This is a genomic window from Altererythrobacter sp. MTPC7 (genome assembly GCF_042851395.1).
GTDB lineage: Bacteria > Pseudomonadota > Alphaproteobacteria > Sphingomonadales > Sphingomonadaceae > CAJXSN01.
Genome location: NZ_BTGS01000003.1, coordinates 63,513 through 90,061, shown reverse-complemented (window position 1 = coordinate 90,061; position 26,549 = coordinate 63,513). Strand labels below are relative to the sequence as shown.

General features: G+C 65.4%; 24 protein-coding genes. 9 read left to right on the top strand and 15 right to left on the bottom strand.

The window, feature by feature from the left end; translation table 11 throughout:
- Nucleotides 1-94: 94 nt before the first annotated feature.
- From ACGHJ7_RS03660 to ACGHJ7_RS03645, 4 genes are all read right to left on the bottom strand, one after another.
- Entirely contained in the window at nt 95-1,357 is a 1,263-nt protein-coding gene (locus ACGHJ7_RS03660) for a murein hydrolase activator EnvC family protein (protein ID WP_390474630.1), read from the bottom strand.
- 4 nt (nt 1,358-1,361) lie between these two features.
- Nucleotides 1,362-1,784, bottom strand: coding sequence for a 23S rRNA (pseudouridine(1915)-N(3))-methyltransferase RlmH (locus ACGHJ7_RS03655; protein ID WP_390474792.1), 423 nt, complete (start codon nt 1,782-1,784; stop codon nt 1,362-1,364).
- A gap of 93 nt (nt 1,785-1,877) precedes the next feature.
- Complete coding sequence (gene rsfS, locus ACGHJ7_RS03650; RefSeq protein ID WP_390474790.1) at nt 1,878-2,264, bottom strand: ribosome silencing factor; 387 nt, start codon at nt 2,262-2,264, stop codon at nt 1,878-1,880.
- Nucleotides 2,265-2,390: 126 nt separating this feature from the next.
- On the bottom strand, nt 2,391-3,044 hold the full coding sequence (locus ACGHJ7_RS03645) for a nicotinate-nucleotide adenylyltransferase (protein WP_390474629.1): 654 nt from the start codon (nt 3,042-3,044) through the stop codon (nt 2,391-2,393).
- 342 nt (nt 3,045-3,386) lie between these two features.
- Between ACGHJ7_RS03645 and ACGHJ7_RS03640 the strand changes: the two genes are divergently transcribed.
- Entirely contained in the window at nt 3,387-4,514 is a 1,128-nt protein-coding gene (locus ACGHJ7_RS03640) for a peptidoglycan DD-metalloendopeptidase family protein (RefSeq protein WP_390474628.1), read from the top strand.
- Nucleotides 4,507-4,917 (top strand): polymer-forming cytoskeletal protein, encoded by a 411-nt coding sequence (locus tag ACGHJ7_RS03635; RefSeq protein WP_390474627.1) that lies wholly within the window; start codon nt 4,507-4,509, stop codon nt 4,915-4,917. The genes ACGHJ7_RS03640 and ACGHJ7_RS03635 overlap by 8 nt, the downstream gene beginning before the upstream one ends.
- Before the next feature lie 46 nt (nt 4,918-4,963).
- Here the strand turns inward: ACGHJ7_RS03635 and ACGHJ7_RS03630 are convergent, their stop codons facing one another.
- The 5 genes from ACGHJ7_RS03630 to ACGHJ7_RS03610 form a co-directional block, all read right to left on the bottom strand.
- Nucleotides 4,964-6,652, bottom strand: coding sequence for a long-chain fatty acid--CoA ligase (locus tag ACGHJ7_RS03630; RefSeq protein ID WP_390474626.1), 1,689 nt, complete (start codon nt 6,650-6,652; stop codon nt 4,964-4,966).
- 63 nt (nt 6,653-6,715) lie between these two features.
- On the bottom strand, nt 6,716-7,423 hold the full coding sequence (locus ACGHJ7_RS03625; RefSeq protein WP_390474625.1) for a cell cycle transcriptional regulator TrcR: 708 nt from the start codon (nt 7,421-7,423) through the stop codon (nt 6,716-6,718).
- A gap of 78 nt (nt 7,424-7,501) precedes the next feature.
- The gene (locus ACGHJ7_RS03620; protein WP_390474789.1) at nt 7,502-8,572 is read right to left on the bottom strand and encodes a glycosyltransferase family 4 protein; all 1,071 of its coding nucleotides are present in this window, start codon (nt 8,570-8,572) and stop codon (nt 7,502-7,504) included.
- A 17-nt stretch (nt 8,573-8,589) separates the two neighbouring features.
- The gene (locus ACGHJ7_RS03615; RefSeq protein WP_390474624.1) at nt 8,590-9,501 is read right to left on the bottom strand and encodes a UDP-2,3-diacylglucosamine diphosphatase; all 912 of its coding nucleotides are present in this window, start codon (nt 9,499-9,501) and stop codon (nt 8,590-8,592) included.
- A 131-nt stretch (nt 9,502-9,632) separates the two neighbouring features.
- On the bottom strand, nt 9,633-10,619 hold the full coding sequence (locus ACGHJ7_RS03610) for an NAD(P)H-quinone oxidoreductase (protein ID WP_390474787.1): 987 nt from the start codon (nt 10,617-10,619) through the stop codon (nt 9,633-9,635).
- A 141-nt stretch (nt 10,620-10,760) separates the two neighbouring features.
- Between ACGHJ7_RS03610 and ACGHJ7_RS03605 the strand changes: the two genes are divergently transcribed.
- The 4 genes from ACGHJ7_RS03605 (at nt 10,761) to ACGHJ7_RS03590 (ending at nt 16,270) form a co-directional block, all read left to right on the top strand.
- Nucleotides 10,761-10,967: a DUF1192 domain-containing protein gene (locus tag ACGHJ7_RS03605; RefSeq protein ID WP_390474623.1), complete on the top strand. Its 207-nt coding sequence runs from the start codon at nt 10,761-10,763 to the stop codon at nt 10,965-10,967.
- Nucleotides 10,968-11,169: 202 nt separating this feature from the next.
- On the top strand, nt 11,170-13,557 hold the full coding sequence (gene clpA / locus ACGHJ7_RS03600) for an ATP-dependent Clp protease ATP-binding subunit ClpA (protein ID WP_390474622.1): 2,388 nt from the start codon (nt 11,170-11,172) through the stop codon (nt 13,555-13,557).
- Nucleotides 13,558-13,626: 69 nt separating this feature from the next.
- A complete protein-coding gene (locus ACGHJ7_RS03595; protein ID WP_390474621.1) occupies nt 13,627-14,646 on the top strand; it encodes a ligase-associated DNA damage response exonuclease in 1,020 nt (339 codons plus the stop codon).
- A gap of 1 nt (nt 14,647) precedes the next feature.
- Entirely contained in the window at nt 14,648-16,270 is a 1,623-nt protein-coding gene (locus ACGHJ7_RS03590) for a cisplatin damage response ATP-dependent DNA ligase (RefSeq protein WP_390474620.1), read from the top strand.
- 61 nt (nt 16,271-16,331) lie between these two features.
- On the opposite strand, the gene ACGHJ7_RS03585 is transcribed toward ACGHJ7_RS03590, so the two are convergent.
- The 6 genes from ACGHJ7_RS03585 to ACGHJ7_RS03560 form a co-directional block, all read right to left on the bottom strand.
- Nucleotides 16,332-16,904 (bottom strand): gamma carbonic anhydrase family protein, encoded by a 573-nt coding sequence (locus ACGHJ7_RS03585; protein ID WP_390474619.1) that lies wholly within the window; start codon nt 16,902-16,904, stop codon nt 16,332-16,334.
- On the bottom strand, nt 16,901-17,458 hold the full coding sequence (locus ACGHJ7_RS03580; RefSeq protein WP_390474618.1) for a GNAT family N-acetyltransferase: 558 nt from the start codon (nt 17,456-17,458) through the stop codon (nt 16,901-16,903). The genes ACGHJ7_RS03585 and ACGHJ7_RS03580 overlap by 4 nt, the downstream gene beginning before the upstream one ends.
- On the bottom strand, nt 17,451-18,050 hold the full coding sequence (locus tag ACGHJ7_RS03575; RefSeq protein WP_390474617.1) for a GNAT family N-acetyltransferase: 600 nt from the start codon (nt 18,048-18,050) through the stop codon (nt 17,451-17,453). The genes ACGHJ7_RS03580 and ACGHJ7_RS03575 overlap by 8 nt, the downstream gene beginning before the upstream one ends.
- Nucleotides 18,051-18,058: 8 nt before the next feature.
- Nucleotides 18,059-20,359, bottom strand: coding sequence for a spermidine synthase (locus ACGHJ7_RS03570; protein ID WP_390474616.1), 2,301 nt, complete (start codon nt 20,357-20,359; stop codon nt 18,059-18,061).
- Complete coding sequence (gene hemB, locus ACGHJ7_RS03565) at nt 20,352-21,347, bottom strand: porphobilinogen synthase (protein ID WP_390474615.1); 996 nt, start codon at nt 21,345-21,347, stop codon at nt 20,352-20,354. Before hemB ends, ACGHJ7_RS03570 begins: the two co-directional genes overlap by 8 nt.
- A 75-nt stretch (nt 21,348-21,422) precedes the next feature.
- Nucleotides 21,423-23,048, bottom strand: a complete 1,626-nt coding sequence (locus ACGHJ7_RS03560) for a M23 family metallopeptidase (protein ID WP_390474614.1) — start codon at nt 23,046-23,048, stop codon at nt 21,423-21,425.
- Nucleotides 23,049-23,242: 194 nt separating this feature from the next.
- On the opposite strand from ACGHJ7_RS03560, the gene ACGHJ7_RS03555 reads away from it, so the two are divergent.
- From ACGHJ7_RS03555 to fdxA, 3 genes are read left to right on the top strand one after another with little or no spacing between them, the layout of a single operon-like run.
- On the top strand, nt 23,243-25,882 hold the full coding sequence (locus tag ACGHJ7_RS03555; RefSeq protein ID WP_390474613.1) for a helicase-related protein: 2,640 nt from the start codon (nt 23,243-23,245) through the stop codon (nt 25,880-25,882).
- Between the two features lie 10 nt (nt 25,883-25,892).
- Nucleotides 25,893-26,204: a S4 domain-containing protein gene (locus tag ACGHJ7_RS03550; protein ID WP_390474612.1), complete on the top strand. Its 312-nt coding sequence runs from the start codon at nt 25,893-25,895 to the stop codon at nt 26,202-26,204.
- Nucleotides 26,201-26,539, top strand: a complete 339-nt coding sequence (gene fdxA / locus ACGHJ7_RS03545) for a ferredoxin FdxA (RefSeq protein ID WP_390474611.1) — start codon at nt 26,201-26,203, stop codon at nt 26,537-26,539. The genes ACGHJ7_RS03550 and fdxA overlap by 4 nt, the downstream gene beginning before the upstream one ends.
- Nucleotides 26,540-26,549 lie beyond the last annotated feature (10 nt).

Here is a 26,549-nt window from a genome sequence, read left to right as displayed (position 1 = left end):
TCGCGCATCAGGCGTGAACGGAAGATGAGGATTTGGACCAGTGTCGAGGCATCGGTCTGAAGTGCTGTGCCGGGCGACAAGGGGCCAGGAACCGTCAGCCCACGTAATCGAGCGGATTGACGGCCCTCTGGCCACGCCTGAGCTCCAGCGTGACCTCGGGATCCTCTACCCCCGCAACGCCCAGCGGGGCGCCCGCCACCAGTTCCTCGCCAACGTCGACATCGCTCCTCGCAAGGCCGGTGACGAGGCTGGTCCAGCCGCCGCCATGCTCCAGGATGACAATCCGCCCGAACCCGCGATAAGGCCCGGCGAAGGCCACGCGCCCGGCTGCCGGCGCGATGACCTGTGCGCCGCCGCGTGGGACGATGGTCACGCCTTCCGAACGTATGCCCGACGGCGAGACCGATCCGAACCCCGCGACCGTCCGTCCAGCAACAGGCAGTTGCAGGTCCACCGGGGCGAGGTGGCCCCGTCCACCGGTCGTGTTCGAGGCGCTGGCCGTGGCCGACGGGGTCGCATCGGGTGATTGCGCGGCGACTGCCGCGTTGTCGCCGAAAGGACGCAAGACCGGTCCGGGCAGTGCTGCCAGTTCTTCCCGAAGCTCGGCCGCGGAAGACAGCTCGCGCACCAGGCCCGACAGGTCGCGCGCTTCTTCCGACAGGGCCAGCGCACGCTCCGCCTCCCTTGCCGCCGCCCCGCTCGCCTGCCGCGACACGATACGCTGGCGGCTTTCGAGTGCAGCGAGTTCACGCTGTCTGCCGCCGAGCACCGTCTCCTGCTCGCGCAGCGTGGCAATCGCCTGGTCCGCTTCGCGGGCAAGCGCCTGTCCCCGCTCGATCGAGCTGCGAAGGGCGGCCGTGCGCTGACGGACCTGCGGCACGGTCGAATCGAGTAAGGCGCGAAGATAGACCGTCTCTCGCAGCGAGCCTGGCTTCAGCGCCGAAAGGGCCAGCGGCCTGCGGGCGAAATTCTGCAAGGCCGCGGTCAACCGCACCAGCGGTTCGCGCCGCTGCGCCAGCTGCCGGTCGAGCTTGCGTCGTTCCGCCTGGATCAGGGACAGGCGCGATTCGGCAGCCACGATCCCTGCTTCCGCTTCCTGGATGCGAGCGGCCAGCGCGGCGGCTTCCTGCGCGGTTTTCTCTGCCTCGGCGGTTGCTTTCGCCGCCTCTTCCTCGAGCTGGGCGCCGCGTTGCCGGGCCCGCTTCGCCTCGGCCTCGGCGCGTTGCATGGCGGCACGGGTCGATTCGGGATCGTCCAGCGCGCTATCCTGCTGCCCGGTGACCGGAACCGCCACCAGCATGGCCGCGCCCAGCGCGCCGGCGACGATCAGGGCGGTTAAGGAAAGGCGCAGGCTCATGCGGTCAGCCTGCCCGATGATAGGGGTGGCCGGCAAGGATGGCGGTCGCCCGGTAAAGCTGCTCCATCAGCATCGCGCGAGCCATCAGGTGCGGCCATGTCGCACTGCCGAAGGCGAGCAGCAGATCGGCCTCGTCCCGCTCCGCATCGGCATGTCCATCCGCCGCGCCCAGCACGAACCGGGTTTCCCGGATTCCGTCGTCCCGCCAGCGCCCCAGCGTTTCGGCCAGCTTCTCGGAAGCGAGATCCTTCCCCCGCTCGTCGAGCAGGACGGTGCGGAAAGGGGACTGGGGATCGGGTATCCGGCCCCCCGTTTCGGGCAGTTCGGTCAGTTTGAGGGGCCATGTCAGCCGCTTCTCGTATCGCGCGACGAGGTCGGCCTCGGGGGACCGAGCAATCTTCCCGCGGGCGATGACGTGGAGGAGGATGATCGTATCTCCCGGCCGGGCCTGCGCCCCCGCGCGCTCAGCGAAGGAGGCGCAGGGTCGGATGCAGTGTCAGACCCAGTGTCAGACCCACTGTCAGACGTTGCCGCCGACGGGCGGCGCGTCTCCGAACGCCCACATGCGCTCCAGATTGTAGAAGCTGCGAACCTCTGGCCGGAACAGGTGCACGACCACGTCGCCGCAATCGATCAGCACCCAGTCCGCGGCCGGAAGGCCTTCCAGCCGCACGGGGCCATGGCCCGCCTGCTTCACCGTTTCGGCCAGTTTCTGCGCCATCGAGGCGACCTGCCGCGTAGAGCGGCCCGACGCGATCACCATATGATCCGCAATCGAGCTTTTCCCGGCGAGCGGGATCGAAACCATTTCCTGTGCCTGGTCATCGTCCAGCTGCGTCAGAACCAGATGGTGCAGCGAACCGGGCTCCGCCTGTTCGAGCGGATTTTCGGGCAAGCTGTCATCCATTTCGGCGGGAATGGAGCTGGGATCGGAATGAGGCATATCGGTTTGCGCCTGCGTCATCGGCGTCGTGGTTACTCCTGTCATGACAAGTAGATGGGGTGCGTTTGGGCAATTTGCGAGTCGGGCCGTTCACCCCGTCACGCCTTCGCCGGGAATCGGTCGGTGCGTTACCTGGTCGCGCAGCGGTCCGCTGCCCATGCGCGCAGCCCATTCCGGATCGCTGCGACGAATGGACGTCGCCGATCGCGGGTCGGGATCGAAACGCATCATCACCAGGGTCGGCGCACTCCATTGGCCCCGTTTGCGAAAGACGGCCGGCGACACGCGGTGGGTCGCAAGCCACGCCATTGCGGGGCTGGCAACGGCAGCCGCATCATAGCCGGGCCGCGCAATCGTCGCAATCGGCATGATTCGCGCGATGTCGCGCCAGTCTTTCCAGCGGTGGAACGAGGCGAGGTTGTCCGATCCCATCAACCACACGAAATCCCGTTTCGGATAGCGGCGGGTAATCCGCGAGAGGGTATCCACCGTGTAGCGCGTGCCCAGCTCCCGCTCGATCGCGGTGGGGCGTATCGGCGCGCGGCGAGACATCTTCAGCGCGCTGCGATAGCGCGCCTGCAGCGGCGCCATGCCTTCCTTTGGTTTCAGCGGGTTCCCGGGGGAAACCAGCCACCAGACCACGTCGAGGCCGAGCGCTTCCATGGCAAACAGGGAGATACGGCGGTGTCCGCCATGGGCCGGATTGAAGCTGCCACCGAGCAGGCCCGTTCGCATACCGGTCATTCCGTCTCCGGGCCTGGCGACTGGCGGGAAGCGTTGCGAAACATGCGATTAGCGGGAGAATCCGGCATGAGCTCCGCCTAGCAAGCACCAAGGCGCTTGTCATGGACGAGGCGCATCAGCGCAGAAGGACAGGAATTGCGTGTCCCGCGATTGGTTCCCGAAAAACCCGCGAATTTTCGGTCCGAATAACGTTTCACCGCTCGACTCTCTCGGTTCGGCCACAGAATCGCCGCCCGGATTCGACCTGCCGGGTTTCGCTGCCTAAGCCCCGCCCGGGTCAAAAAAGAAAAGTACGGGGTCGCTTTGATTTCTGGAACCGATAGCGGCGGCATAGCCAGCCGCATGGCAAACCTGTTTCCCGAGCGCGAATTCTTCATGCGCTCGCAGGGCAATGTCCGCTTCATCAAAATCTCTTCGCGCGCTCAGAAACTGGTCGCCGGCGGTATCGTCGTCGCCCTGCTTGTCTGGGCCGTCAGCATGGGCGTCATGAGCTGGCTGCAATACCGTGCAGCCGCCGATCGTCTCTCGCTGCTGGAACGCGAGGCGCAGGTCGCAACCGCGTCCGAGCGTGTCGAGGCCTATCGCGAAGACCTGGGGTCTGTCGCCAGCGATCTCGAACGCAGGCAGACCTTCATCGAAGACATGGTTGCTGCGCTGCCCAGCGATGCAAAGGCAGGCGAAACGGTAACCGATTCTTCCAGCGAGACGGCAAAGACCGTCGACAAGGTCAGCGCTGCCCTGCCCGAAGCCAGGAGCCTGGCCGAACTCGAAGCGCGCCAGCTTGCCTTCGTCGAACGCCTGACGCGCTATGCCGATCGCCGTGCGCAGCGCGCCGAGGAAGCCATCCGCAAGCTGGGTCTCAACCCGACCACGATGCTTGCCGGTGCAGAGCGCGAGGCCATGGGTGGTCCGCTGGAGAAATTCGGCGCCGACGGTGAAATCGATCCGCGGTTCGAGCGGCTGGGCCTGTCCCTTGCCCGCATGGGCGCGCTCGAGCGCGGCCTGGCAGGCATCCCGCAGGTTTCGCCCGCCGATGTCGCGGCCGTCACGTCGAGCTATGGCTATCGCCGGGACCCGTTCACCGGCGCCGGCGCAATGCATTCCGGCCTCGATTTCCGCGGCCCCACCGGTGCCCCCATCTTTGCGGCGGCAGACGGCACGGTCAGCTTTGTCGGCACAAAGGGTGGATACGGCAAGACGGTCGAAATCCAGCACGGCAACGGCCTGATGACCCGCTACGCCCACATGTCGCGCTTCGATGCCAGGGTCGGCCAGAAGGTCGAGGCAGGCAAGACCATCGGCGCCATCGGCAGCACCGGCCGCTCGACCGGCCCGCACCTCCATTTCGAGGTTCGCATCAACAATCGCGCGGTCAATCCGCGTCCCTTCCTGGAGGCAGCCCCCGATGTTCTCAAAGAAGCACGACGAGACACAGTCTCCCGCAGCGCCAAGGCCCGCGCCGATGGCTAAGTCCAACAGCTCCGGCAGCTTTTCCGTCATCGGCGCAGATATCGTCATCACCGGCGACATCAGCGCATCGACCGAGCTTCACGTCGACGGGACGGTCAATGGCGACCTCACCTGTGCTAGCCTGGTTCAGGGCGAAGGAAGCAGCGTGAAAGGCGCGATCAAGGCGGAATCCGCCCGGCTCGCAGGGACCGTGGACGGATCCATCGATGCCCGCGAACTGGTGATCCTGCGCTCTGCGACCATCACCGGCGACGTCCACTACGACGCGCTGACGATCGAGCAGGGCGCGCAGGTCGATGGCCGGTTCGCCCCGCGAGGCAGCGGGAAGGCACAGCCGCAATCGCCACTGGCTGCGAAGCCGGGCAGCGCAGGCGACGAGCCGCAGCTCTCCATCGCTACCTGAACCGATTGCACGGGAAGGGCATGCCCCGTCCCGGTCTGTCGCCCCGTCAGAGAACCTCGGCCCGCAGCGCCTTGCGGTCGAGCTTGCCGATCATCGTCTTGGGCAATTCGTCGCGGATGACGACTTCGTCTACCCGCTCGTGCTTGCCGACGCGCGCATTCAGCCAGTCTGCCAGCCCGTGCGCGGTGGCGTCCGCCCCCTCGTTCAACGTGACATAGGCGCGCGGCACTTCGCCCCGGTAATCGTCCGGCACGCCGATCACCAGCGCCTCTTTCACCGCGTCGTTCTCGAGCAGTACGTCCTCGACCTGGCTCGGGAATACCTTGAACCCGCCGACCGCGATCATGTCCTTGATGCGGTCCACGATCTCGAGGAACCCGTCCTCGTCCACGGTAGCGACGTCGCCGGTGCGCAGCCATTGCTTGCCGTGATGCTGGACGAAGACGTCCTTTGCCGCTTCTGGACGGTTCCAGTATCCGGACATGATCTGCGGTCCGTGGATCGCCAGTTCGCCGGGCTCCCCGTCCGGGGCGATGACCGAAGGGTCCTCCTTGTCCAAGAGCAGGATCTCGGTCGATGCAACGGTCTGTCCGATGGTGCCGGGCTTGCGCAGGCCATCATAGGGATTGGCCGACACGACGCCGCTGCTTTCCGTCAGGCCATAGCCTTCGACGATGCGCACGCCCGTCCGTTCTTCCCATTTCTCGCGCAGCGGCGCCGGCAGGGGCGCGCCGCCGGAAATGCATACCTTCAGGGTCGACAGGTCGGTCTTGCCGATATCGGGATGGTCCAGCAGCGCCTGGAACATGGTCGGCACGCCCGGGAAGCCTGTGCAGCCGTATTTCTCGATCGTCTGCAGCACCTGCTTCGCCTCGAAGCGGGGCACGATGGCGATCGACCCGCCGCTCGCCACGGCATGGTTCAGCAATGCGGTGTTCGCAAAAACATGGAACATCGGCAGGGCGCCCATGAAGACCTCGTCCGCCGGATCGCCGAACGGGTTGAGGCCCGCGACCTGCCGCGCATTGATCGAGAGGTTGGCATGGGTCAGCATCGCGCCCTTGGGCGTGCCGGTCGTGCCGCCGGTATATTGCAGCAGGGCCACGTCGCCCGTTGCAGGGGGGCGCGTCTCGCTGCTGCTTTCCGCCAGCCACGATCCCCATCCGGTACGGACCTGCAGATCGTCCCAGCGCAGGATGGTGTCCGAATAGGATACGGCGGCAATCTGGCTGCGCTTGAATACGCGCATGGCAACGCCCTTCAGCGGGGCAAGCATGTCGGAAATCCGGCCAACGACCAGTGTTTCGAGCGCAGACGCCTCGAGTACCTTTTCCGCAGTGGCGTACAGTTCCGGCGCATCGACCGTCACCAGCAACCGCGCACCGCTGTCGGCGACCTGCTGGGATAATTCCTCGACGGAATAGAGGGGAGAGAAATTGACCACGATGGCCCCTGCCATCATCGCCCCGTAATAGGCGGAGACGTAGATCGGCACATTGGGCAGGAACAGCCCCACACGGTCGCCGCGCTTTATACCGCGTTCGCGCAGCCCGGCCGCAAAACGCACCGACTGGGTGTAGAGATCGGCATAGCTGTATGTGCGGCCCATGAAATGGATCAGGGGCCGGTCCGGTTGCCTTGCCGTGGTTTCGGCAAACATCTCCGGCAGCGTCATAGCTTCGAAAGTCGTATCCCACGGGGTGGGATGGTGCGTCGGCAGCTTACTTACATCCATGTAAGCCCGAATGGCGGGTCACGCCTCGCGGTGCAAGGCGAAACCCGGCATTCTTTCAGAAAATCACGCTTCTTCCGTGCCTTCTTCGGCGCGCTTGTTGGCCAGCCACTCGGCAGCTTCGGCCTCCTGGGCGGCTTCGGCAGCAGCTTTCTCGTTGGCGGTACGCTCGGCCCGCAATTCCTCGATCAGCTTGTCGCGGTCGTTCGTATCGCCGGCGGCCACCGCAGCGACATCCCCTTCGAGCCCGGCCTTCTTCGCAGCCTTGGCCACCACGGCATCGAGTTCGCGCTGCGAACACAGGCCCAGCGTCACCGGGTCCTTCGCCTGGATGTTCTGGATGTTCCAGTGCGTGCGGTCGCGAATCGCGCCGATCGTGTTGCGGGTGGTGCCGATCAGCTTGCCGATCTGGGCGTCCGAAATCTCGGGGTGGCTGCGCAGGATCCAGGCAATGCCGTCCGGCTTGTCCTGGCGCTTCGACACGGGGGTGTAGCGCGGACCCTTGGTGCGCTTCACCTCGACCGGGGCCTTCTGCATGACCAGCGAATAGGAACTGTCCTTCTCGCCCTTCTCGATCTCCTCGTGCGTGAGTTCGCCCGAGTGGACGGGATCGCGGCCGGTATATTTGCTGCCCGCAAGATCATCGGCCATCGCCTGCACTTCGAGAATGTGCAGACCGCAGAATTCCGCGATCTGTTCGAAGGCCAGCCCGGTATTGTCGATCAGCCAGGTGGCGGTCGCATGGGGCATCAGCGGAGTGGGTTGGTCGGCCATGAGGATATCCTTGACAAAATAGAAGGGCCGCCCCTTTCGGAGCGGCCGCTTGCGGTCCCATGTAAGCGTTTGCGCGGCTCAGGGCAAGGCGGCACGGTCCAGCAGGCTCAGCCCGCTGACGAACTGGTCGGTTGCCGCGCTCCAGCTGTACCGCGCGCCGAACGCGGCGCAGTCCGCCCTGTCGCACAGCAGCGCGGCGGCCGCGGCACGGCGTAGATCTTCCGACAGGGCCCCGACGGCATCCTCGATAATGTCTGCCGGGCCTGCGACCGGGAAGGCGGCAACCGGTGTTCCGCAGGCCAGCGATTCGATCATGACGAGGCCGAACGTGTCGGTCCTGCTGGGAAAGACGAAGACGTCGGCCCCGGCATAGCAGCCGGCAAGCTCCCGGCCCGAACGGCGGCCAAGGAAATGTGCTTCCGGGTAGCGAGCTTGCAGCGACCCGAGCGCGGGGCCGTCGCCGACCACGACCTTGCTGCCGGGGAAGTCCATGCCGAGAAACGCTTCGATATTCTTCTCCACCGCGACTCGCCCGACATAGAGCAGGATGGGTCCGGGCAATTCCGCATATTCCGGCGGCGGCGGCGCATCGGGCGAAAAGCACTCGAGGTCCACGCCGCGGCTCCAGTGATGAAGATGGCCGAGTCCCTGGTCCCGCAATTCCCGCCGGATCGTCGGCGTGGCCACCATGATCGCCTGCGACGGGCGATGGAACCAGCGGATGAAGGGCCAGAACATGCTCGCGGGGAGGTTCGTGCGCCGCGCCAGGTAATCGGGGAACTGCGTGTGGTAGGCGGTGGTGAAGGGAATGTTCCGGCGCACGCAATGGGCCCGCGCGGCAAGGCCCAGCGGTCCCTCGGTCGCGATGTGGATCGCGTCCGGCGCGAGGCTGGCCAGCGCCCGCCCTGTTGCTCCCGGCAGGGTAATGGCCAGCCGGATCTCGGGATAGGTCGGGCACGGGATGGACCGGTGGCCATCGGGCGACAAAATGGTGACGTCGCATCCACGATTCCGAAGATGCGCGGCGGTGGTGGACAGCGTGCGCACCACGCCATTGACCTGCGGATGCCAGGCATCGGTCACGATTGCGATGCGCGCGGGCAGGCTGCCGGAGTGTTTTTCCGAACGGATCGCGGCGGGCAGGTCCATCTGGTCGGCGAGCGCGTTCATGCAGCAGCCCGTTCGGAAACTGCGCTCTCGCTCTCTTCCGCCTCGCGCCGGGCAACCTCGTCCGCCCAGTGGAGGATTTCCATCCGGCCATCCTCGTGCTCGACCAGTGCGTTGCAGCCTTCGACCCAGTCGCCGTCGTTCCAGTATTCGACGCTGCGCCCTTCATGGTCGAACATCCGGTGCTCGGCCGTATGGATATGGCCGCACACCACGCCGTCGACCCCGCGCTCGCCCGCCGCGCGCGCCACGACTTCCTCGTATTTGGAGATGAATTCGACGGCGTTCTTGACCTTGTGCTTCGCCGCCTTGGAAATCGACCAGTAGGGCAGGCCCAGCCGCTTGCGGACCAGAGCCACCCAGCCGTTGATCTTCATCATCATGTGGTAAAGCGCATCGCCCACGAAGGCGAGCCAGCGATGGGCCAGCATCACCGTGTCGAATGCGTCGCCATGCAGGACCATCAGCCTGCGCCCGTCGGCGGTGTCGTGAAACGCGGCGCGGGCGATTTCCACCCCGCCGAAATTCATGCCCGCGAACGGCCGGATCATCTCGTCGTGATTGCCGGGAATGTAGATGATCCGCGTGCCGCGCTTGGCACGCTTCAGGATGCGCCAGACAATGTCGTTATGCTCCGGCGGCCAGAAGATCTTTTTCTTCAGCCGCCAGCCGTCGATTATGTCGCCGACGAGATACATGGTGTCGCTGTCGGTCCGGTCGAGAAAATCGATCAGCAGGTCGGCATTGCACCCTTTCGTGCCCAGATGGACATCGCTGATCCAGATCGTGCGGAACCGGCGACGCTTCTCGCCCTCAGGTTCGGGAATGGCGGGTTTTGCCGGGGGATGATGGATCCAGTCACCGATCGCGGTGAAGGACGATGGCGAAGGCGCTTGCAACGTATCGAGCATGGGACGCTCCTGTCGTTTCAGCAGGGCCCGGGCCGGGCAACCTGTCGGAACGAGTCCCGTCCATGCCTTGCGATTGTGACAGGCGATTCACAGTTTGGTGACAGCTCCGCTTCTTTTGTTGCAGGACGGTGTCAGCCCGCGCCGATATCCAGCACGATCTTGCCGATATGATCGCCCGCTTCCATGCGCTCGTGCGCCCCCGCAGCATCGTCCAGCGGGAAGCTGCGATCCATCACGGGGCGTATCGTGCCATCGGCGACCAGCGGCCAGACATGCTCCGCGATTTCGGCACATAGCGCAGTCTTGAACCGGTCGGAGCGCGGGCGCAGCGTCGATCCCGTCATCACCAGTCGCCGGCTCATCAGATAGGCCATGTTGAGTGACGTCTTGGCACCGCCCAGAACGGCGATGGTCACGTGCCGCCCGCCTTCGTGCAGGCATTGCAGGTTGCGCGGTACGTAATCGCCCGACACCATGTCGAGCACGATGTCGGCCCCTTCGCCCCCGGTGATGCGCTTCACCTCCTCGACGAAATCGGCCGTCTTGTAATTGATGGCATGATCCGCGCCGACTTCCAGCGCTGCTTCGCACTTGTCGTCGCTGCCGCAGGTGACGATCGACGTCATTCCGAAAGCCTTGGCCAGCATGATGGCCATGGTCCCGATCCCGCTGGTCCCGCCGTGAACCAGCAGCGTCTCGCCCGGCTTCGCGCAGCCGCGCTGGAAGACGTTGTGCCACACGGTGAACATAGTTTCCGGGAGAGCCGCCGCCTCGGCCAGCGGAAGATCGTCCGGCACGGCGAGGCAATGCCCGGCAGGGGCGATGCAATATTCCGCATATCCGCCGCCTGGCGTCAGTGCGGCAACCCGGTCGCCGACCGACCACTGCGTGACGTCATCGCCGATGGCAACGATCTCGCCCGCCACTTCCAGTCCCAGGATCGGCGATGCGCCGTGAGGGGCCGGATAATGTCCGGCGCGCTGAATGCAGTCGGGCCGGTTGACCCCTGCATGGGCCACGCGGATCAGGACGTCCTGCGGACCGCAGCCTGGCACATCCACCGTCTGCACGCCCAGAACCTCGGGCCCGCCCGGTTCGGCAAAGCCTGCCGCGCGCATCGTATCCGGAATGGTCAAAGCCTTCGTCCCCCCTTGTGCCCGGTGCATTCCGGTCTCTCGCGGGCAGCCCTAGGGCGCAACCCCATTGACAGCAAGCCGCGATGCAGGCGAAACCTGTCACCGGAACAGGTGGAGGCGCCGATGGAAGATGATGACCTGCCCCGCCCGCGCGGCGACGCTGCCGGCAAACTCGCCGGCGAGGACCTCGGCCCTTATTCGCAGGACGAATTGTCGCAGCGTATCCGCCTCCTGCAGCTCGAAATCGCCCGGGTAGAACAGCACCGCAGCCGGGCGGACAAGCATCGCGCCGCGGCCGACGCCCTGTTCAGTCCGAAATCCGGTACGTGACAGGCGCGGCGGGAATTTCCACCCGCATGCCCTTCGCCGGGCCCGTGAGCGAACACGGCCTTCGGACCGCGCTGGACTCTCGTCTGCCGGCCCCCATATTCCTGTCATACCCCCATGAGGGGCACCGCATACCGTCCAGGCGAACGCCTGACCGCCAGCTGCGAGTAACGCCCCGTTAACCACGAAGGTTCATTTTTCCCCCATGCCCAGTTTTGCCGCAAACCTCGAAAAGACCCTCCACAACGCCCTCGCCTTTGCGTCGGAACGCCGGCACGAATATGCGACGCTGGAACACCTGCTCCTTGCCCTGGTCGGGGACGACGACGCGGCAGAGGTGATGAATGCCTGCGGGGTCGACATGGGCGAACTGGGCGATGTCGTTCAGACCTATCTCGACCAGGAATACCAGTCGTTGCAGACGGAAGACGGGGCCGATCCGCAGCCCACGGCGGGGTTCCAGCGCGTGATCCAGCGCGCCATCCTGCACGTCCAGTCCGCGGCGAAGGACACGGTAACCGGCGCCAACGTGCTGGTCGCGCTGTTTTCCGAACGCGATTCCTATGCGGTCTATTTCCTGCAGCAGCAGGACATGAGTCGGCTGGATGCGGTCAGCTTCATCAGCCACGGCATCGGCAAGGGCGGCAAGCAGGTCGATTCCCGCCCGGTCAACGGTGCGGAAGATACCGAGGCGGACGAGAAGGGCGACGGCAAGGGCAAGAAGGAAACCGCGCTCGACCAGTTCACCGTCAACCTCAACGCGAAGGCGGAGGCCGGGAAGGTCGATCCGCTGATCGGCCGCGGTCCCGAAGTCGACCGCACGGTCCAGATCCTGTGCCGCCGGTCCAAGAACAACCCGCTTTATGTCGGTGATCCGGGCGTCGGGAAGACCGCCATCGCCGAAGGCCTGGCGCGCAAGATCGTCGAGAAGGACGTGCCCGAAGTCCTGGAAGATGCGGTCATCTACTCGCTCGACATGGGCGCGCTGCTGGCCGGCACGCGCTATCGCGGCGACTTCGAGGAGCGGCTGAAGCAGGTCGTCTCCGAGCTGGAAAAGATGCCCGAGGCGATCCTGTTCATAGACGAGATCCACACGGTCATCGGCGCCGGCGCGACCAGCGGCGGGGCGATGGACGCGTCCAACCTGCTGAAGCCTGCGCTTAGCGGCGGGACCATCCGCTGCATCGGTTCGACCACCTACAAGGAATTCCGCAACCACTTCGAAAAGGACCGCGCCCTGCTGCGCCGGTTCCAGAAGATCGACGTGAACGAGCCGACGATCGAGGATACGGTGAAAATCCTTCAGGGCCTGAAAAGCGCCTTCGAGGAGCATCACAAGGTCAAGTATACGGCCGACGCGCTGAAAACCGCGGTCGAGCTGTCGGCGCGCTACATCAACGACCGCAAACTGCCCGACAAGGCGATCGACGTGGTCGACGAAGTGGGCGCAATGCAGATGCTGGTCGCCCCCAGCCGCCGCAAGAAGAAGATCACCGCGCGCGAGATCGAGCAGGTCATCGCGACGATGGCGCGCATCCCCCCCAAATCCGTCAGCAAGAACGACAAGAAGGCGCTGGAAAATCTCGAGCGCGATCTGAAGCACGTCGTCTTCGGACAGGACGCGGCGGTGAAGAAGCTGTCGACCGCAATGAAACTCAGCCGCGCGGGCCTGCGCGATCCGGACAAGCCCATCGGCAGCTTCCTGTTCAGCGGCCCTACCGGCGTCGGCAAGACCGAGGTCGCCCGCCAGCTCGCCAGCATTATGGGCATTGAGCTCAAGCGTTTCGACATGTCGGAATACATGGAGCGCCACAGCGTTTCCCGCCTGATCGGCGCGCCTCCGGGCTATGTCGGTTACGACCAGGGCGGCCTGCTGACCGATGCCGTCGACCAGAATCCGCATTGCGTGCTGCTGCTCGACGAGATCGAGAAGGCGCATCCCGACCTCTTCAACATCCTGCTGCAGGTCATGGATAACGGGCGCCTGACCGACCATCACGGCAAGACGGTCGATTTCCGCAATGTCGTGCTGATCATGACCACCAATGCCGGCGCCGCCGACATGGCGCGCCAGGGCATCGGTTTTGGCGACGTGAGCAAGGAAGACGCGAGCGAGGAAGCGGTGAAGCGCATGTTCACGCCGGAATTCCGCAACCGTCTCGATGCGATCGTGCCGTTCGGTTATCTCGGCAAGGACACGATTGCCCGCGTCGTCGACAAGTTCATCCTGCAACTGGAGCTCCAGCTGGCGGAACAGAATGTCGACATCCAGTTCGACGCCGATGCGCGCGAATGGCTGGGCGACAAGGGCTACGATCGCCTCTACGGCGCGCGCCCGATGGGCCGCCTGCTGCAGGAAAAGATCAAGCAGCCGCTGGCGGAGGAATTGCTGTTCGGCAAGCTGGCCGATGGCGGCGAGGTGCAGGTGAGCATCAAGGACGGCAAGCCCGCCTTCGAACTCACCCCCGCCCCGCCCAAGGCCAAGCGGACGACGCGCAAGGCTGCCGCGAAGAAGAAGCCAGCCGCGAGAAAGGCCGCGCCCAAGAAGCCCGATGCCGATGCAGCGGACAAGGCGGATGGCGGCGACAGCTGATCCATCAAATCGACGAACAAGGGGGCGCGAATTCGGGAACGGTTCGCGCCCTTTTTGCTTGAACCTTGCATGAGTGCCCCGTTTTCCTGGATCAGGCCCGAACCGTGGGGCATCCATGTCGTGCCTGCCGACGCCTGGGTCGATCCGGGCCGCGCGGTCGAGCGCGCGCTGGTGACCCATGGCCACGCCGATCACGCCCGCGGGGGACACGGGGCGACGATTGCCACGCCCGAAACGCTCGCCATCATGAAACTGCGATACATGACCGGCGAGGGTCCGGACGGTGGCGACACCACACCTGTTGAATATGGCGAGACCATCCGCCTGCCGGGCGGGGTCGATGCAACCTACATCCCGGCGGGCCACGTCCTTGGCAGCGCGCAGATCCTGCTCGAACATGCGGGCGAGCGGATCATCTGCACCGGCGATTACAAACGGCGCGCCGACCCGACCTGCCCGCCTTTCGAAGTAACCCCGTGCGATATCCTGATTACCGAGGCGACCTTCGGCCTGCCGCTGTTCACCCATCCCCCGATTGAGGACGAGATGGCAAAGCTGCTGGACAGGCTGGCTGCCCATCCCGATCGCTGCGTCCTGATCGGTGCCTACGCTCTGGGAAAGGCGCAGCGGGTGATCGCCGAATTGCGCCGTGCCGGCCATAAGCAGCCGATCTACTTGCACGGCGCAATGGAAAAGATGTGCCGCCTGTATGAGGAACACGGTGTCGATCTGGGGGAACTGCGCCTCGTCGCGGATACGCCGAAAGACGAGATGCGCGGTCACATCGTCGTCAGCCCGCCCTCTGCCCTCAACGATCGGTGGAGCCGCCGCCTGCCCGACCCGATTACTGCCATGGCGAGCGGGTGGATGCGCGTCCGGCAACGCGCGCGGCAGCGCAATGTCGAATTGCCGCTGGTCATTTCGGACCATGCCGACTGGAACGAGCTGACCCGGACGATCGAGGAGGTGAATCCTCAGGAAACGTGGATTACCCATGGCCGGGAAGAAGCGCTGCTGCGCTGGAACCAGCTGCACCAGCGCCGCGCCCGCGCCCTGGCCCTGGTGGGCCGCGAGGACGAGGACGAATAGGGTGGAAGAATTCGCCGCCCTGATCGATGCGCTGGTCTTTACCCGGTCCCGCAACGAGAAACTGCGACTGATCGCGGAATATCTGCGTGCTGTGCCCGATCCCGATCGCGGCTGGGCGCTCGCCGCGCTGACCGACGGACTGGATTTCCCGGCGGTGAAATCCTCGACCATCCGCAACATCATGAAGGACCGGATAGACCCCGTCCTGTGGTCGCTCAGCCGCGATTTCGTGGGCGATACTGCGGAAACGGCCAGCCTGTTGTGGGAAACCGCGCAGATGGGAAGCGATAGTGCGGACACGCCGCCCCCGACGGTCAGCGAAACGGTCGCCGCGCTGGAGGAAATGACGCGCAAGAGCGTCACTACGCAGCTTCCCGCCCTGCTGGACAGGCTCGACCCGTCGGGCCGCTACGCCCTTCTGAAACTGGCAACGGGCGCCATGCGGATCGGGGTCTCCAGCCGGCTGGGCAAGGTCGCGTTTGCGCAGGCCTTCGATGTCAGCGTGGAGGATGTCGAGGAGTACTGGCACGGGTTGCAGCCGCCCTATGCCGAGCTGTTCGCCTGGGCAGCGGGCGGTGCGGACCCGCCAGACATCACCAACGTGCCAACCTTCCGCCCTTTCATGCTGGCACATCCGCTGGAGGAGACGAGGGTCGACATGGCGGACTACGCGGCGGAATGGAAATGGGACGGCATCCGCGTCCAGCTCGTCCATGCCGGCGGCGAAACGCGTGTCTATTCGCGCAGCGGAGACGACATTTCCGCGACCTTTCCCGAGATGGTCGACGCGCTGGACATTCCTGCCGTTCTGGACGGGGAGTTGCTGGTGCGCGGCAATGTGCAGGGCGGCCCGGAGAATCAAAAAACGCAGGGCGGCGCTGCCAGTTTCAACGCGCTCCAACAGCGCCTCGGCCGCAAGACCGTCAGCAAGAAGATGCTGACCGAAAGCCCCGCCTTCGTCCGGCTCTACGATGCACTTTCCATCGAAGGAGACGACGTGCGCGACCTGCCATGGAGGGATCGCCGCGAGCGGCTCGAGGCGTTCCTGCCGCGCCTGCCGGACAGTCATTTCGACATCAGCCAGATCGTCGAGGCAGACGATTTCGATACGCTCGCTGGGATCCGCGAAGGGACCCGCGACGACGCGATCGAGGGCCTGATGCTGAAGCGGCGCGACAGCCCCTATATCGCCGGGCGCAAGACCGGACTGTGGTACAAGTGGAAACGCGACCCGCTGCTGGTCGATTGCGTGCTGATGTATGCCCAGCGCGGCAGCGGCAAGCGTTCCAGCTTCTTTTCGGACTACACCTTCGGATGCTGGGACGGCGACCCCGATGCCGGCGCGGAACTGCTGCCGGTGGGCAAGGCCTATTCAGGCTTTACCGATGCCGAACTGAAGAAGCTCGACAAGCATGTCCGCAGCAAGACCGTGAACCGCTTCGGCCCCGTGCGCGAAACCGACAAGAGTCTGGTGTTCGAAGTTGCGTTCGACAGCGTGCACGAGAGCAAGCGGCACAAGAGCGGCCTCGCCATGCGCTTCCCCCGCATCCACCGCATTCGCTGGGACAAGCCGCCCCACGAAGCCGACCGCATCGAAGCGCTGAGGGCGCTGGTGCGCGACTGACGTGGGGAGCAATGAGCGAAAAGCAAGCAAGTAGCGCGGCGCAACACACGCCGCCGCGACGTCACCCGCCCAGCGCGTCGGCAACCGCCTTCGCATGGTCCTTCGCGTTGTGGGCATAATGCGCCGTGCCCATCTTCATTCCGGCGATGGCAGCGTCGGACAGGTCCTTCATCGGTTTTGCCGGACGCCCTGCCCAGAGCGAACGCGGCTCCATCACCTTGCCTTCGGTCAGCATCGCGCCGGCTGCGAGCATCGAATCGCTCGCAATCACCGCCTTGTTCATCGCGATGGAGCCCAGGCCCATGAAGCCGCGGTCCTCGATGATGCAGCCATGCGCCATGACCATGTGACCGACCAGCACATCGTCCCCGATCAGCAGCGGCGAGCCGTCCGGATCGCCCGGCCGCTCCGGATCGCAGTGCAGCACGCTGCCGTCCTGGATGTTCGTCCGCTTGCCGATCACGATCCGGCTGACATCGGCGCGCAGCACGCAATTGTACCAGACCGAGCTGTCTTCCCCGATCTCGACATCCCCGATGATCGTGCAGCCGGGGGCGATGAAGGCGCTGTCGTGGATGCGCGGGGTCTTGCCGTGGATCGGCACGATGTTCACGCCCGGGCGGTTCGTGGTCATTGCGAATTCTCCCATTGCTCTTTCGAGAGCGAATACTGGATCGTCGGGTTGTCTTGCGCCGGATAGGCCGGGTCGTGGAAGTCGAGATCCCTCCGCCGGACCATGCCCAGTTTTTCCATCAGCTTCCAGCAGCCGGTATTCGCCGGACTGGTCAGCGCCACGAGATACGGCGCGCCGACGCGCGTGAACGCCCATTCGATGACGGCGCGCATGGCTTCCTCGGCATAGCCCCTTCGCCAGCGATCCTCGCGAATCTTCCACCCGATCTCGTGGTCGCCGGTATTGGGCGCGAGCGGGTTCTCGACGCGCTTGATCCCGCAATAGCCGACCATCTCACCGCTCGCCTTCTCGACAGCAAACAGGAAGCTGAAGCCCTCGCGCGCATACATAGCCATCGCTTTTGCATGGCGTGCCTCGATCTCGTGCGGTTCCATCACGCCGCCGATATGCCGCATGATCGTGGCCGAATTCAGCAGCCGGTCGTGGTCCGCCTCGTCGCCTTCCGCAACGCTGCGCAGGACCAGTCGCTTCGTTTCGGCGACGATGTCAGCCATCCATCCTGCTCCGCGGCCTGACCGCGCCGCGCGCGGCCCATTCCTCCCGGTCGATCCGATAGACGATGAGCGTTTCGCCTTTCGCCCATGACGCGCTGTCTGCGAAATCCATGTCCGGGCGGCGTTCCATGCCCAGCCTCTCCATCAGGCCCCAGCTCTGTTTGTTGCCCTCCACGGTCAGCGCAATGACATGGGGCGCGCCGAATTGCCGGAATGCAAGATCGATGGACGCACTGGCAGCCTCTTTCGCATAGCCCTTGCCCCACGCATCCTCGCGCAGGCGCCAGCCGGCCTCGAAATCGCCGACCGGGCCGTTGGGTTCGTTGCATCGCTTGAGACCGCACCAGCCGAGGATTTCGCCGGACAGGTGTCCGCCGTCGTCGATCCTTTGGACGATCCAGAACGTGTGCCCGTATTCGTGGCTGTAACGCAGAAGCCTTTCCCGGGTCCTTGCGCGGTATGCTGCGTCCGCCACCCCGCCCAGGAAGCGGGAAACCGTGGGCGTATTGAGGTGGCGCCAGAACGGCTCCCAGTCTTCGTCCTGCCAGTCCCGCAATATCAGGCGCTGCGTGCGGTGTTCGAAGCCCGTCACGGCGGGCCCTATGGCCAGTCGCCGGTAAAGCTGCTCCACATCAGGTAGGGCAGGATCGATGCGTAATCGTCGGTCCAGCTGCGTGTGGCCGGGTCCGGCATGTCCTGCCATTCGGCATCGGGATTGGCGTTTCTCAGCTTCTCTGCGACCTCGGCATCGGGGGAAAGGACCACCCAGACCGAGTTCTCGATCGCGTACGCGCCGTTCGCCTGGTCGAAGCGCAGCATGGCCGACCAGCCGAAATCGCGGGCATGGGCGGACAGGACCGGACGGAGGTCGATGAAACGGTTCGAAATATGGATGACCAGCAGCCCGTCCGGCGACAGCGTATCGGCATAGGTCTGCATCGCTTCGCGCGTCATCAAGTGCATCGGAATCGCGTCAGAACTGAACGCGTCCACGACCAGCACGTCGAAGGCGCCCTCAGGCTCCCGCGCCAGTTCCAGTCGTGCATCGCCGACCACGATCTCGGACTGCGGCGCGCATTCCTCGTGGAAGGTGAACGTGCCGTTCCGCGAATATTCCACTACCACCGGATCGATTTCGTACATCTTCCACGTCTGGCCGGGCTTGCGGTAGCACAGCAGGGTGCCCGCCCCCATGCCCACGACCCCGATACTGGCATCGTCGCCGTAGAACGCGCCGGCATTGGAGAGCGCCAGTCCGGCCCCCGATGTCGGTCCGTAATAGGCAGTGGGCTGGAGGCGCCGCCCGGCATCGGTGAACTGCCTTCCATGCATGGTCGTGCCGTGTTTCAGCGTGCGCAAGCTCGCCTCGGGAATGTCGCCGATCGTGTAGACGCCGAAATAGCTTCGTTCACGCAGGTTCTGGGCGCTCGTGCCGATGTTTTCGAACCCGCCGCGGAAGAACATCAGGATGGCGAGCACGGCGACGAGCGACCATCTCTTGCCCAGCGCAAGGACGCCGAGCACGGTAATGGCCGCAGTCAGGCCGAGCGTGACCCAGGGAAGATACCGCAGCACGGACCATTGCAGCCACACGCCAAGGGCAGCAGCGGCCGCCACCAGCAGCAGGCGCATGCGGCGCTGGCGCGCTTCGTCCCACCCCTTGCGGTCCATCCACGCCACCAGCGCGCGGGGCGGCAGCAGGGCCGCTGCGGCCAGGATCAGCAGGGGGTGTTCCCATACCCAGTCGAACAGCACCGGTGCGACCAGCGCGGCGAACATCCCGCCCAGCGCGCCGCCCGCGCTCATCACGAGGTAGAACAGGGTCAGACGGTCCGGATCGGGGCGCAATTCGAACAGGTGACGATGCAGGGCCGTCGCGACGACGAGCAACATCACGATAGACCCGATGGCATCGGCGAGGTCGGCCTGTCCCGAACTCATCATCGCCTTCGCGCCCAGGAACAGGACGACAATAGGAGCAATCCGCGCAAAGAAGGCGGCAGTGCGGCTGACCGGATTGAACGCCAGCACGAAACTGAACAGATAGATGCCCAGCGGTATGACCCACAGCAGCGGCATGGCGACGAGATCGGTCGACAGATGCGTGGTGGTCGACAGCAAAAGGCCGGAGGGAACGGCAGACAGCGCCAGCCAGTGCGCAATGGTCCGCCAACCCGGTTCGGCGGATGCAGGCGCCATGGCACCCTCCGCCTCTTCGCTTGCCAAAGGACGGTTTGCAGCCTGATCGCCGACCGTATTCCAGCGCCAGAACCCGACCAGCACCATGATGGCGACAAGCACGCCGTATCCGGTCGACCAGGCGAGCGACTGCCCGGTCGTCGTCAGCGTCGGCTCCAACAGCAGCGGAAAGGCGAGCAGGCCGGCGAAACTGCCGATATTCGATGCCGCATACAGCCAGTACGGGTCGCCCGAATCCGGGTCGGCCGCATACCAGCCCTGCAGAAGCGGGGCCTGCGCCGAGATCAGGACGAAAAGCGGCCCCACGCTGGCCAGCACCAGTGCGGGCACCCAGAGCACTTCCCAGCCTGCCCCGGCCCGCTCCAGATCGGCGAGCCCCACGGGCAGGAACACTGCCGCCAAGGCAAGCAGCGCGATGTGGATGACGATTTGACGTCTGAGCGGCAGACGCGAGAGCAGGTGGGCGTAGAGATACCCGCCCAGCAGGAGCATCTGGTATACCAGCATCGCACTGTTCCAGACCGCAGGCGCGCCGCCCAGCAGCGGCAGAGCCAGTCGCGCGATCAGGGGCTGGACCAGGAACAGCAGGAAACTGCCGCACAATATGGCCAGCGCGAACAGCAGCGGGTTGGCGCCGCGCCTGCTGGCCGACATCGTATTCTCCAACGGCGCGGCCGTGTCCGCATGCATGGTTTCAGCCATTGAGTACTCGCGCAGCTAGAGGGGCATGATAGGTCAGGATTCCGGCGCAGCCGGCCCGCTTGAAAGCGATGAGTTTTTCCATGAGCAGCGGCTCGCGTTCGCCCACTCCTGCTGCGACGCCGGCCTCGATCAGGGCGTATTCCCCGCTGACCTGGTAAGCGAAAATCGGCACGTCGAACCGGGCGCGGGCGCGGGCGATGACGTCGAGATAGGCCAGCCCCGGCTTGACCATCACGCTATCCGCACCCTCTGCAATGTCGAACGCGATCTCGCGCATGGCCTCGTCGCCGTTAGCGGGGTCCAGCTGGTAGCTTTTCTTATCGCCTTTCAGCCGGTCGCCCGATCCCACCGCGTCGCGGAACGGGCCGTAGAAGGCGCTCGCGAATTTCGCGGAGTAGGCCATGATCTGCACATTGTGATGCCCGCCCATTTCCAGCGCCATGCGGATCGCGTGGACGCGTCCATCCATCATGTCGGACGGAGCCACGATGTCCGCGCCTGCTTCCGCCTGCACCACCGCCTGATCGACGAGGACGGCGACAGTATCGTCGTTCACGACATAGCCGCGCGCATCGAGCAGCCCGTCCTGCCCGTGCGTCGTATAAGGGTCGAGCGCGACGTCGGTCAGGATGCCCAGATCGCCGCCCACCGCATCGCGGACCCCGCGGATGGTCCGGCACATCAGGTTGTCGCTGTTATAGGCCTCTGCCCCGTCCTCGCTGCGCTTCGCATCGGGCGTGTTGGGGAACAGGGCGATGGCCGGAATGCCGAGCTCCACGGCCTCCTTCGCCCGCGCAACGATCCCGTCGATCGACCAGCGCGACACGCCGGGCAGGCTGGCAACGGGCTCTTCGGCCCCCTTCCCCTCGATCACGAAGAGCGGCCAGATCAGGTCGGCGCTGGTCATCACCGTCTCGCGGTGCAGGGCTCGGCTCCAGGCGGCGGTCCGGGTGCGCCGCAGGCGCGTCGCGGGATAGGAAGCTGTCATGGCGTCACCCCATGCCATGCTTTTGCCGAAACTCTCAATGATCCGCCCCCCCTCGTGCCGGTATTGTGCCAGTACTCAGCGCCGCTGCGCGTAGGATGCATCCAGCTTGTCGATCTCGCGCCGCACCTCGACCTCTTGCGGACCGGAGGGTTCGATGTCGGTCAGGGCCGCACCGGCTTCCACCGTCTTCAGCGAAGCGAGGCGCGACCGGAACCGGCGCAGCTCCTCGCCCGACAATTCGGCCCGGGTCACGTAGCTGACGGAGGCCGGGTCGATCTTCCGGTTGCCGCGATACATTTCGTAATGAAGATGCGGGCCGGTGCTGAGCCCCGTCGAACCGACATAGCCGATGACCTGTCCGCGCTGCACCGATGCGCCCGCGCGCACGGCGATCCGGCTCATATGCGCATAGCCTGTTCCCAGGCCGCCTGCATGGTTCAGCCGCACGAAATTACCATAGCCGCCCTTGCGCCCGGCGAAGGCCACGCGCCCGTCGGTCACCGCACGGATCGGCGTGCCGTATCCGCCGCGATAATCCTGCCCCGAATGCATCCGCTTGTAGCCGAGGATCGGATGACGCCGCATGCCGTATCGCGAACTGATCGCCCCGGGCACCGGGCGGACGAGGCCGCTGCGGGTTTCCCCCACGCCAGACGCTTCGTAGAACTTGCCCTTGTCGCCCCAGCGCATCAGCTGCGCCTTCGGCTTCCCGTCCCGTTCGACCCCGGCATACAGCAGATTGCCGGCCTGCCGCTCACCCGTTTCGGCGCGGCGGTAGGAGATGATCATGTCGAACGTATCGGCTGAACCGACAGAGCGGTCCATGTCGAGATGACCGCCCAACGCCTTCAGATAGGCCTGCACGGCGCTAGCCGGTGCGCCAGCCGCGCGCGCAGATCGGTACAGGCTGTCGCCGACGGTGCCGCGAATGCGCAAAGGCGTTTCGTCGACGGCGATCGGTTTACGTATGAGAGACAGGCCGGACGCGCCGCGCTCGACCGACAATGCCAGATCGAACCGCGCACGGAACGATAGCGATTCCAGTGGCCTCGGCTCACCCGGAGCGGTTCGGCGGCCAAGCGTTATGTCGAGCTGCGTGCCCGGTTCTATGTCCGCCGTGGCAATCGCGTTTTCGACCATGCCGGTAATCTGGGACGCCTCGCCCTTTCCGACGCCGGCGCGCTGCAGCATGCGCTGGAAACTGTCGCCCTGGGCCAGGGTGGCGACCAGCTGTATCTGCGGGCGCTCGGGCGCAGCGGCGAGTTTTCGGACTGCACCGGTGGCCGCCATGTGCCGCCCGCTATCGCTGCCAAGGGCAAGCGGCATGATCGACTGGCTGCGAAATTCGTCCCGCACCTCGCTGTCGGCAATCATGGCGGGGGCTGCTTCCAGCGGGGCGAAATCGGGCCAGAACGAAATGGCCGCAAAACCCAGCCCCAGCATCGTACCGAGCCCGCGCCACCAACGCCGACTACCGATATTTTCTGCCAGGCTGGGCGCGAGATCCAGCCCGTCCAGCCATGACGAGGCATCGAGATGCCAGGCATCGAATCGGCTGCGGAAAGTCGTGGTGCGGCGCAGCAGGTAGGAGCCGTCTTCGGCAATCACCTGTCCGTGCGAAAGCGCGGCGGCGCGCCAATGGCCCGCCCCGTCCTGTCCGGCATCGCTGCTGGCGCCGCTTTCGACACGTGCTACGTACATATGCCCTTCGTCCAAAAGGGGCCTGCCTGCTGTTGTGGTTTTACGACCCGACCCGGCAGTCCCTGTGCCAAACCTGCCTGCAGGATTAAAGTTAATGTCGATTTAATCCCCGATGGGCGGGGCGGGATTGGCGATGAGTCGAAAGGCGTGCGCGCCGTCTTGCGATACAGCGCGCACAGTGCCAGACAGTGCAGGTGAGCGACGCCCCGATCAAGGCGGTCCTCGGACCCACCAATACCGGCAAGACACATCTCGCCATCGAACGGATGTGCGGCCATTCGAGCGGGATGATAGGCTTCCCGCTGCGCCTGCTCGCGCGCGAAGTGTATGACCGCGTCGTGGCGATAAAGGGCGAGAAACAGGTCGCCCTGATCACCGGTGAGGAACGGATAGAACCGCCCGGTGCGCGCTATTTCCTGTGCACGGCGGAAGCGATGGACCGCACCGGCGGCGGTCATGCCTTCGTCGCGCTGGACGAGGCGCAATTGTCCGCCGACCGGGAACGCGGGCATATCTTCACCGACCGCCTGCTCAACGCCCGGGGGCGGGAGGAGACGATGTTTCTCGGCGCCGCCACGCTGGAGCCATTGCTGCGTACCCTGGTCCCGAAGGCGGAAATCATGGAACGCCCCCGGTTCTCCACCCTCACGCATATCGGCCCGCGCAAGCTGTCGCGCCTGCCCCCGCGCAGCGCCATCGTCGCCTTCAGCGCAGAGGGGGTGTACACTGCGGCAGAAATGCTGCGCCGGTACCGGGGCGGCGCGGCGGTGGTGATGGGTGCACTAAGCCCCGAAACCCGCAACCGTCAGGTCGAGCTCTTCCAGTCCGGCGAAGTCGACTACATCGTGGCGACCGATGCCATCGGGATGGGGCTGAACCTCGATCTGAACCACGTGGCGTTTGCGCAGCTCACCAAATTCGACGGGGTGGCGAAGCGACGTCTCGCGCCGGCGGAAATGGCGCAGATTGCCGGCCGGGCGGGCCGTCACCAGCGGGACGGTACGTTCGGCGTGCTCGGCGGCGGTCTCGCCGGCAGTAACGGTGGCAGGCGCGGACGCGGCGTCCCCCTCGAATTCGAGGAAGAGGAAATCTACGCGATCGAGGAGAACCAGTTCGCGCCCCTCACGCACCTTTACTGGCGCAATGCCGAACCGCGTTTCGATACGCTCGCCGTGCTGATCGCGGATCTCGAGGCGCGGCCGCCACAGCGCGAATTGCGCGCCGCGCCCGAGGCGATCGATCTCGCCGTGCTGAAGAAACTGGCAGACGAGCCGCTTGCCCGTGACTTCAAGGGGGCGGGCCGGGTCCGACGGTTCTGGGAAGCGTGCTCGCTGCCCGATTTCCGGCAGGCAGGCGCCGACCAGCACGCCCGTTTTGTCGCCCGGCTCTGGCGCGATCTGCAGGGCGGGTATATCGGCGCGGACTTCGTGGCCGCACGCATTGCCGAACTGGACAATGTGTCGGGCGACATCGCCACCCTGCAGGGGAGGATAGCCGCGATCCGATCCTGGGCCTATATCTGCCAGCGGCCCGACTGGGTGCTGGCGCGCGACGAAATGGCTTCCCGCGCCCGCGGTGTGGAGGCCCGCCTGTCCGATGCGCTCCATGCGCGCCTGACAGAGCGCTTTGTTAACCGGAGGACAGCGATCCTGATGAAAACCATGGGCGACGATCCGAGCCTGCTGCCCGTCACGCTGGACGATGACGGAACCTTGCGTGTCGAAGGCGAGTCCATCGGGCAGGTCGACGGTTTCCGTTTCACCATCGACACGCGGCTCGGCCATGATGACCGGCGCATGCTGCTGGCCGCCGGCGAGAAGGCGCTGCCACGCATTCTGTCGGACAAGGCCGACGGGCTGGCTACATCCGGGTTCGAAGGCGTCGAAATGGTTCGCGGCGAGATCTTCCACCTTGGGCAGAAACTCGCGCATCTGGAAGAAACCGCCGATCCGGCCAAGCCGCGCCTGGCGCTGGTGCGCGAGCTGGACGTCCTGCCCGATGCGGCGAAAGCGCGGTTCGCCGCTGCGTTGCAGGACTGGACCGAAAAACAGCTCGAACCGCTGGCGCCCCTGTCGAAACTGGTCGCGGCGACCCGCGATCCGGAGGCCGGTTCGCAGGCACGCGCACTTCTTCACGCTCTGATGGAAGGCCACGGCTATGCGCCAAGAGAGCGCGCAGGGATCCAGCATTTGCCCAAGGAAATGCGCCCCTTCCTTCGCCGCCTTGGCGTCACCTTCGGGGCGCTCGACATTTTTGCCCGCGACCTGCTGAAGCCTGCGGCGCGCGCGGCGATGCACGCGGCCGGCATCGACAGGCGTCTGCTGGAGCCTGCCATGCGCTCGGTCCTGCCGGGCGAAGGCATGCTGCCTTCCGGTTACCGTCCCGCAGGCGACCAGTATGTCCGCGTCGATGTGGCCGAGAAGATCTTGCGCGCCGCGCACGAGAAGCGGGCGAAGGCGAAGGACAGCAAGTCGGCCGTGCTGGATGCAGCGCTGCCGGTATCCACCGGTCTTACGCCCGACAGCTGGCACCGGCTGCTGGGCGCGGCCGGTTTCCGCCTGCACAAGGGCAAGGCGCTGGCGGAGGATGCTTTCGGTCCGCCTGCGCCCGATCGCTGGAGCTGGCGTCCGGGCGGCCATGCCAATGCCCGCCCCGGAAGGGGAGCGCGGAACGACGGCCGGAAGGGGCGGGGTTCAAAACCCGGCGACGGGAAGAAGGGCTCGCCCAAAACCGGCTCGCCAGCGCGCGGCAGGCGCGACAAGCCCGTCCAAACCGCCAATACCCCCGCAACCGGGAAGGCGTTTGCAGGCCTTGCCGACCTGCTGAAGCCCTGACGGAAGCCAGATGCGGCTGGACCTGCTGCTCTATCGCCTCCGGCTGGCCCGCACGCGGGGGCTGGCGCAGGCGAAAACGCTGACAGGTCATATCAGGGTCAACGGCAACAGGGTCCGCCGGGCAAGCCATGCCGTCTCCCCCGGCGACATGCTGACCCTGCCCCATGTAAACGGGGTCCTGGTGTGCGAAGTCCTGCACCTACCGGAGCGCCGCGGACCTGCTGCGGAAGCGCGTTGCTGCTATCGCGTGCTTGACCCCGATGCGCAAAGCGACTTAGCAGAGCGGCCAGATACGGATTGCCGAGGACCCGAGATTCCATGACCTACGTCGTCACCGATGCGTGCATTAAATGCAAATACACCGATTGCGTGGAGGTCTGCCCGGTAGACTGCTTCTACGAAGGCGAGAACATGCTGGTCATCAATCCCAGCGAATGCATCGACTGCGGCGTCTGCGAACCGGAATGCCCGGCAGAAGCGATCCTGCCCGATACCGAGGACAATCTCGAGAAGTGGCTCGAGATCAACACCAAGTTCTCTGCCGAATGGCCGAACATCACCAGCCAGAAGGAACCGCCTGCCGACGCCGACGAGCACAAGGGCGAGGAAGGCAAGTACGAGAAGTTCTTCAGCGAGAAGCCGGGCGAAGGCGACTGATTCGCTCCTG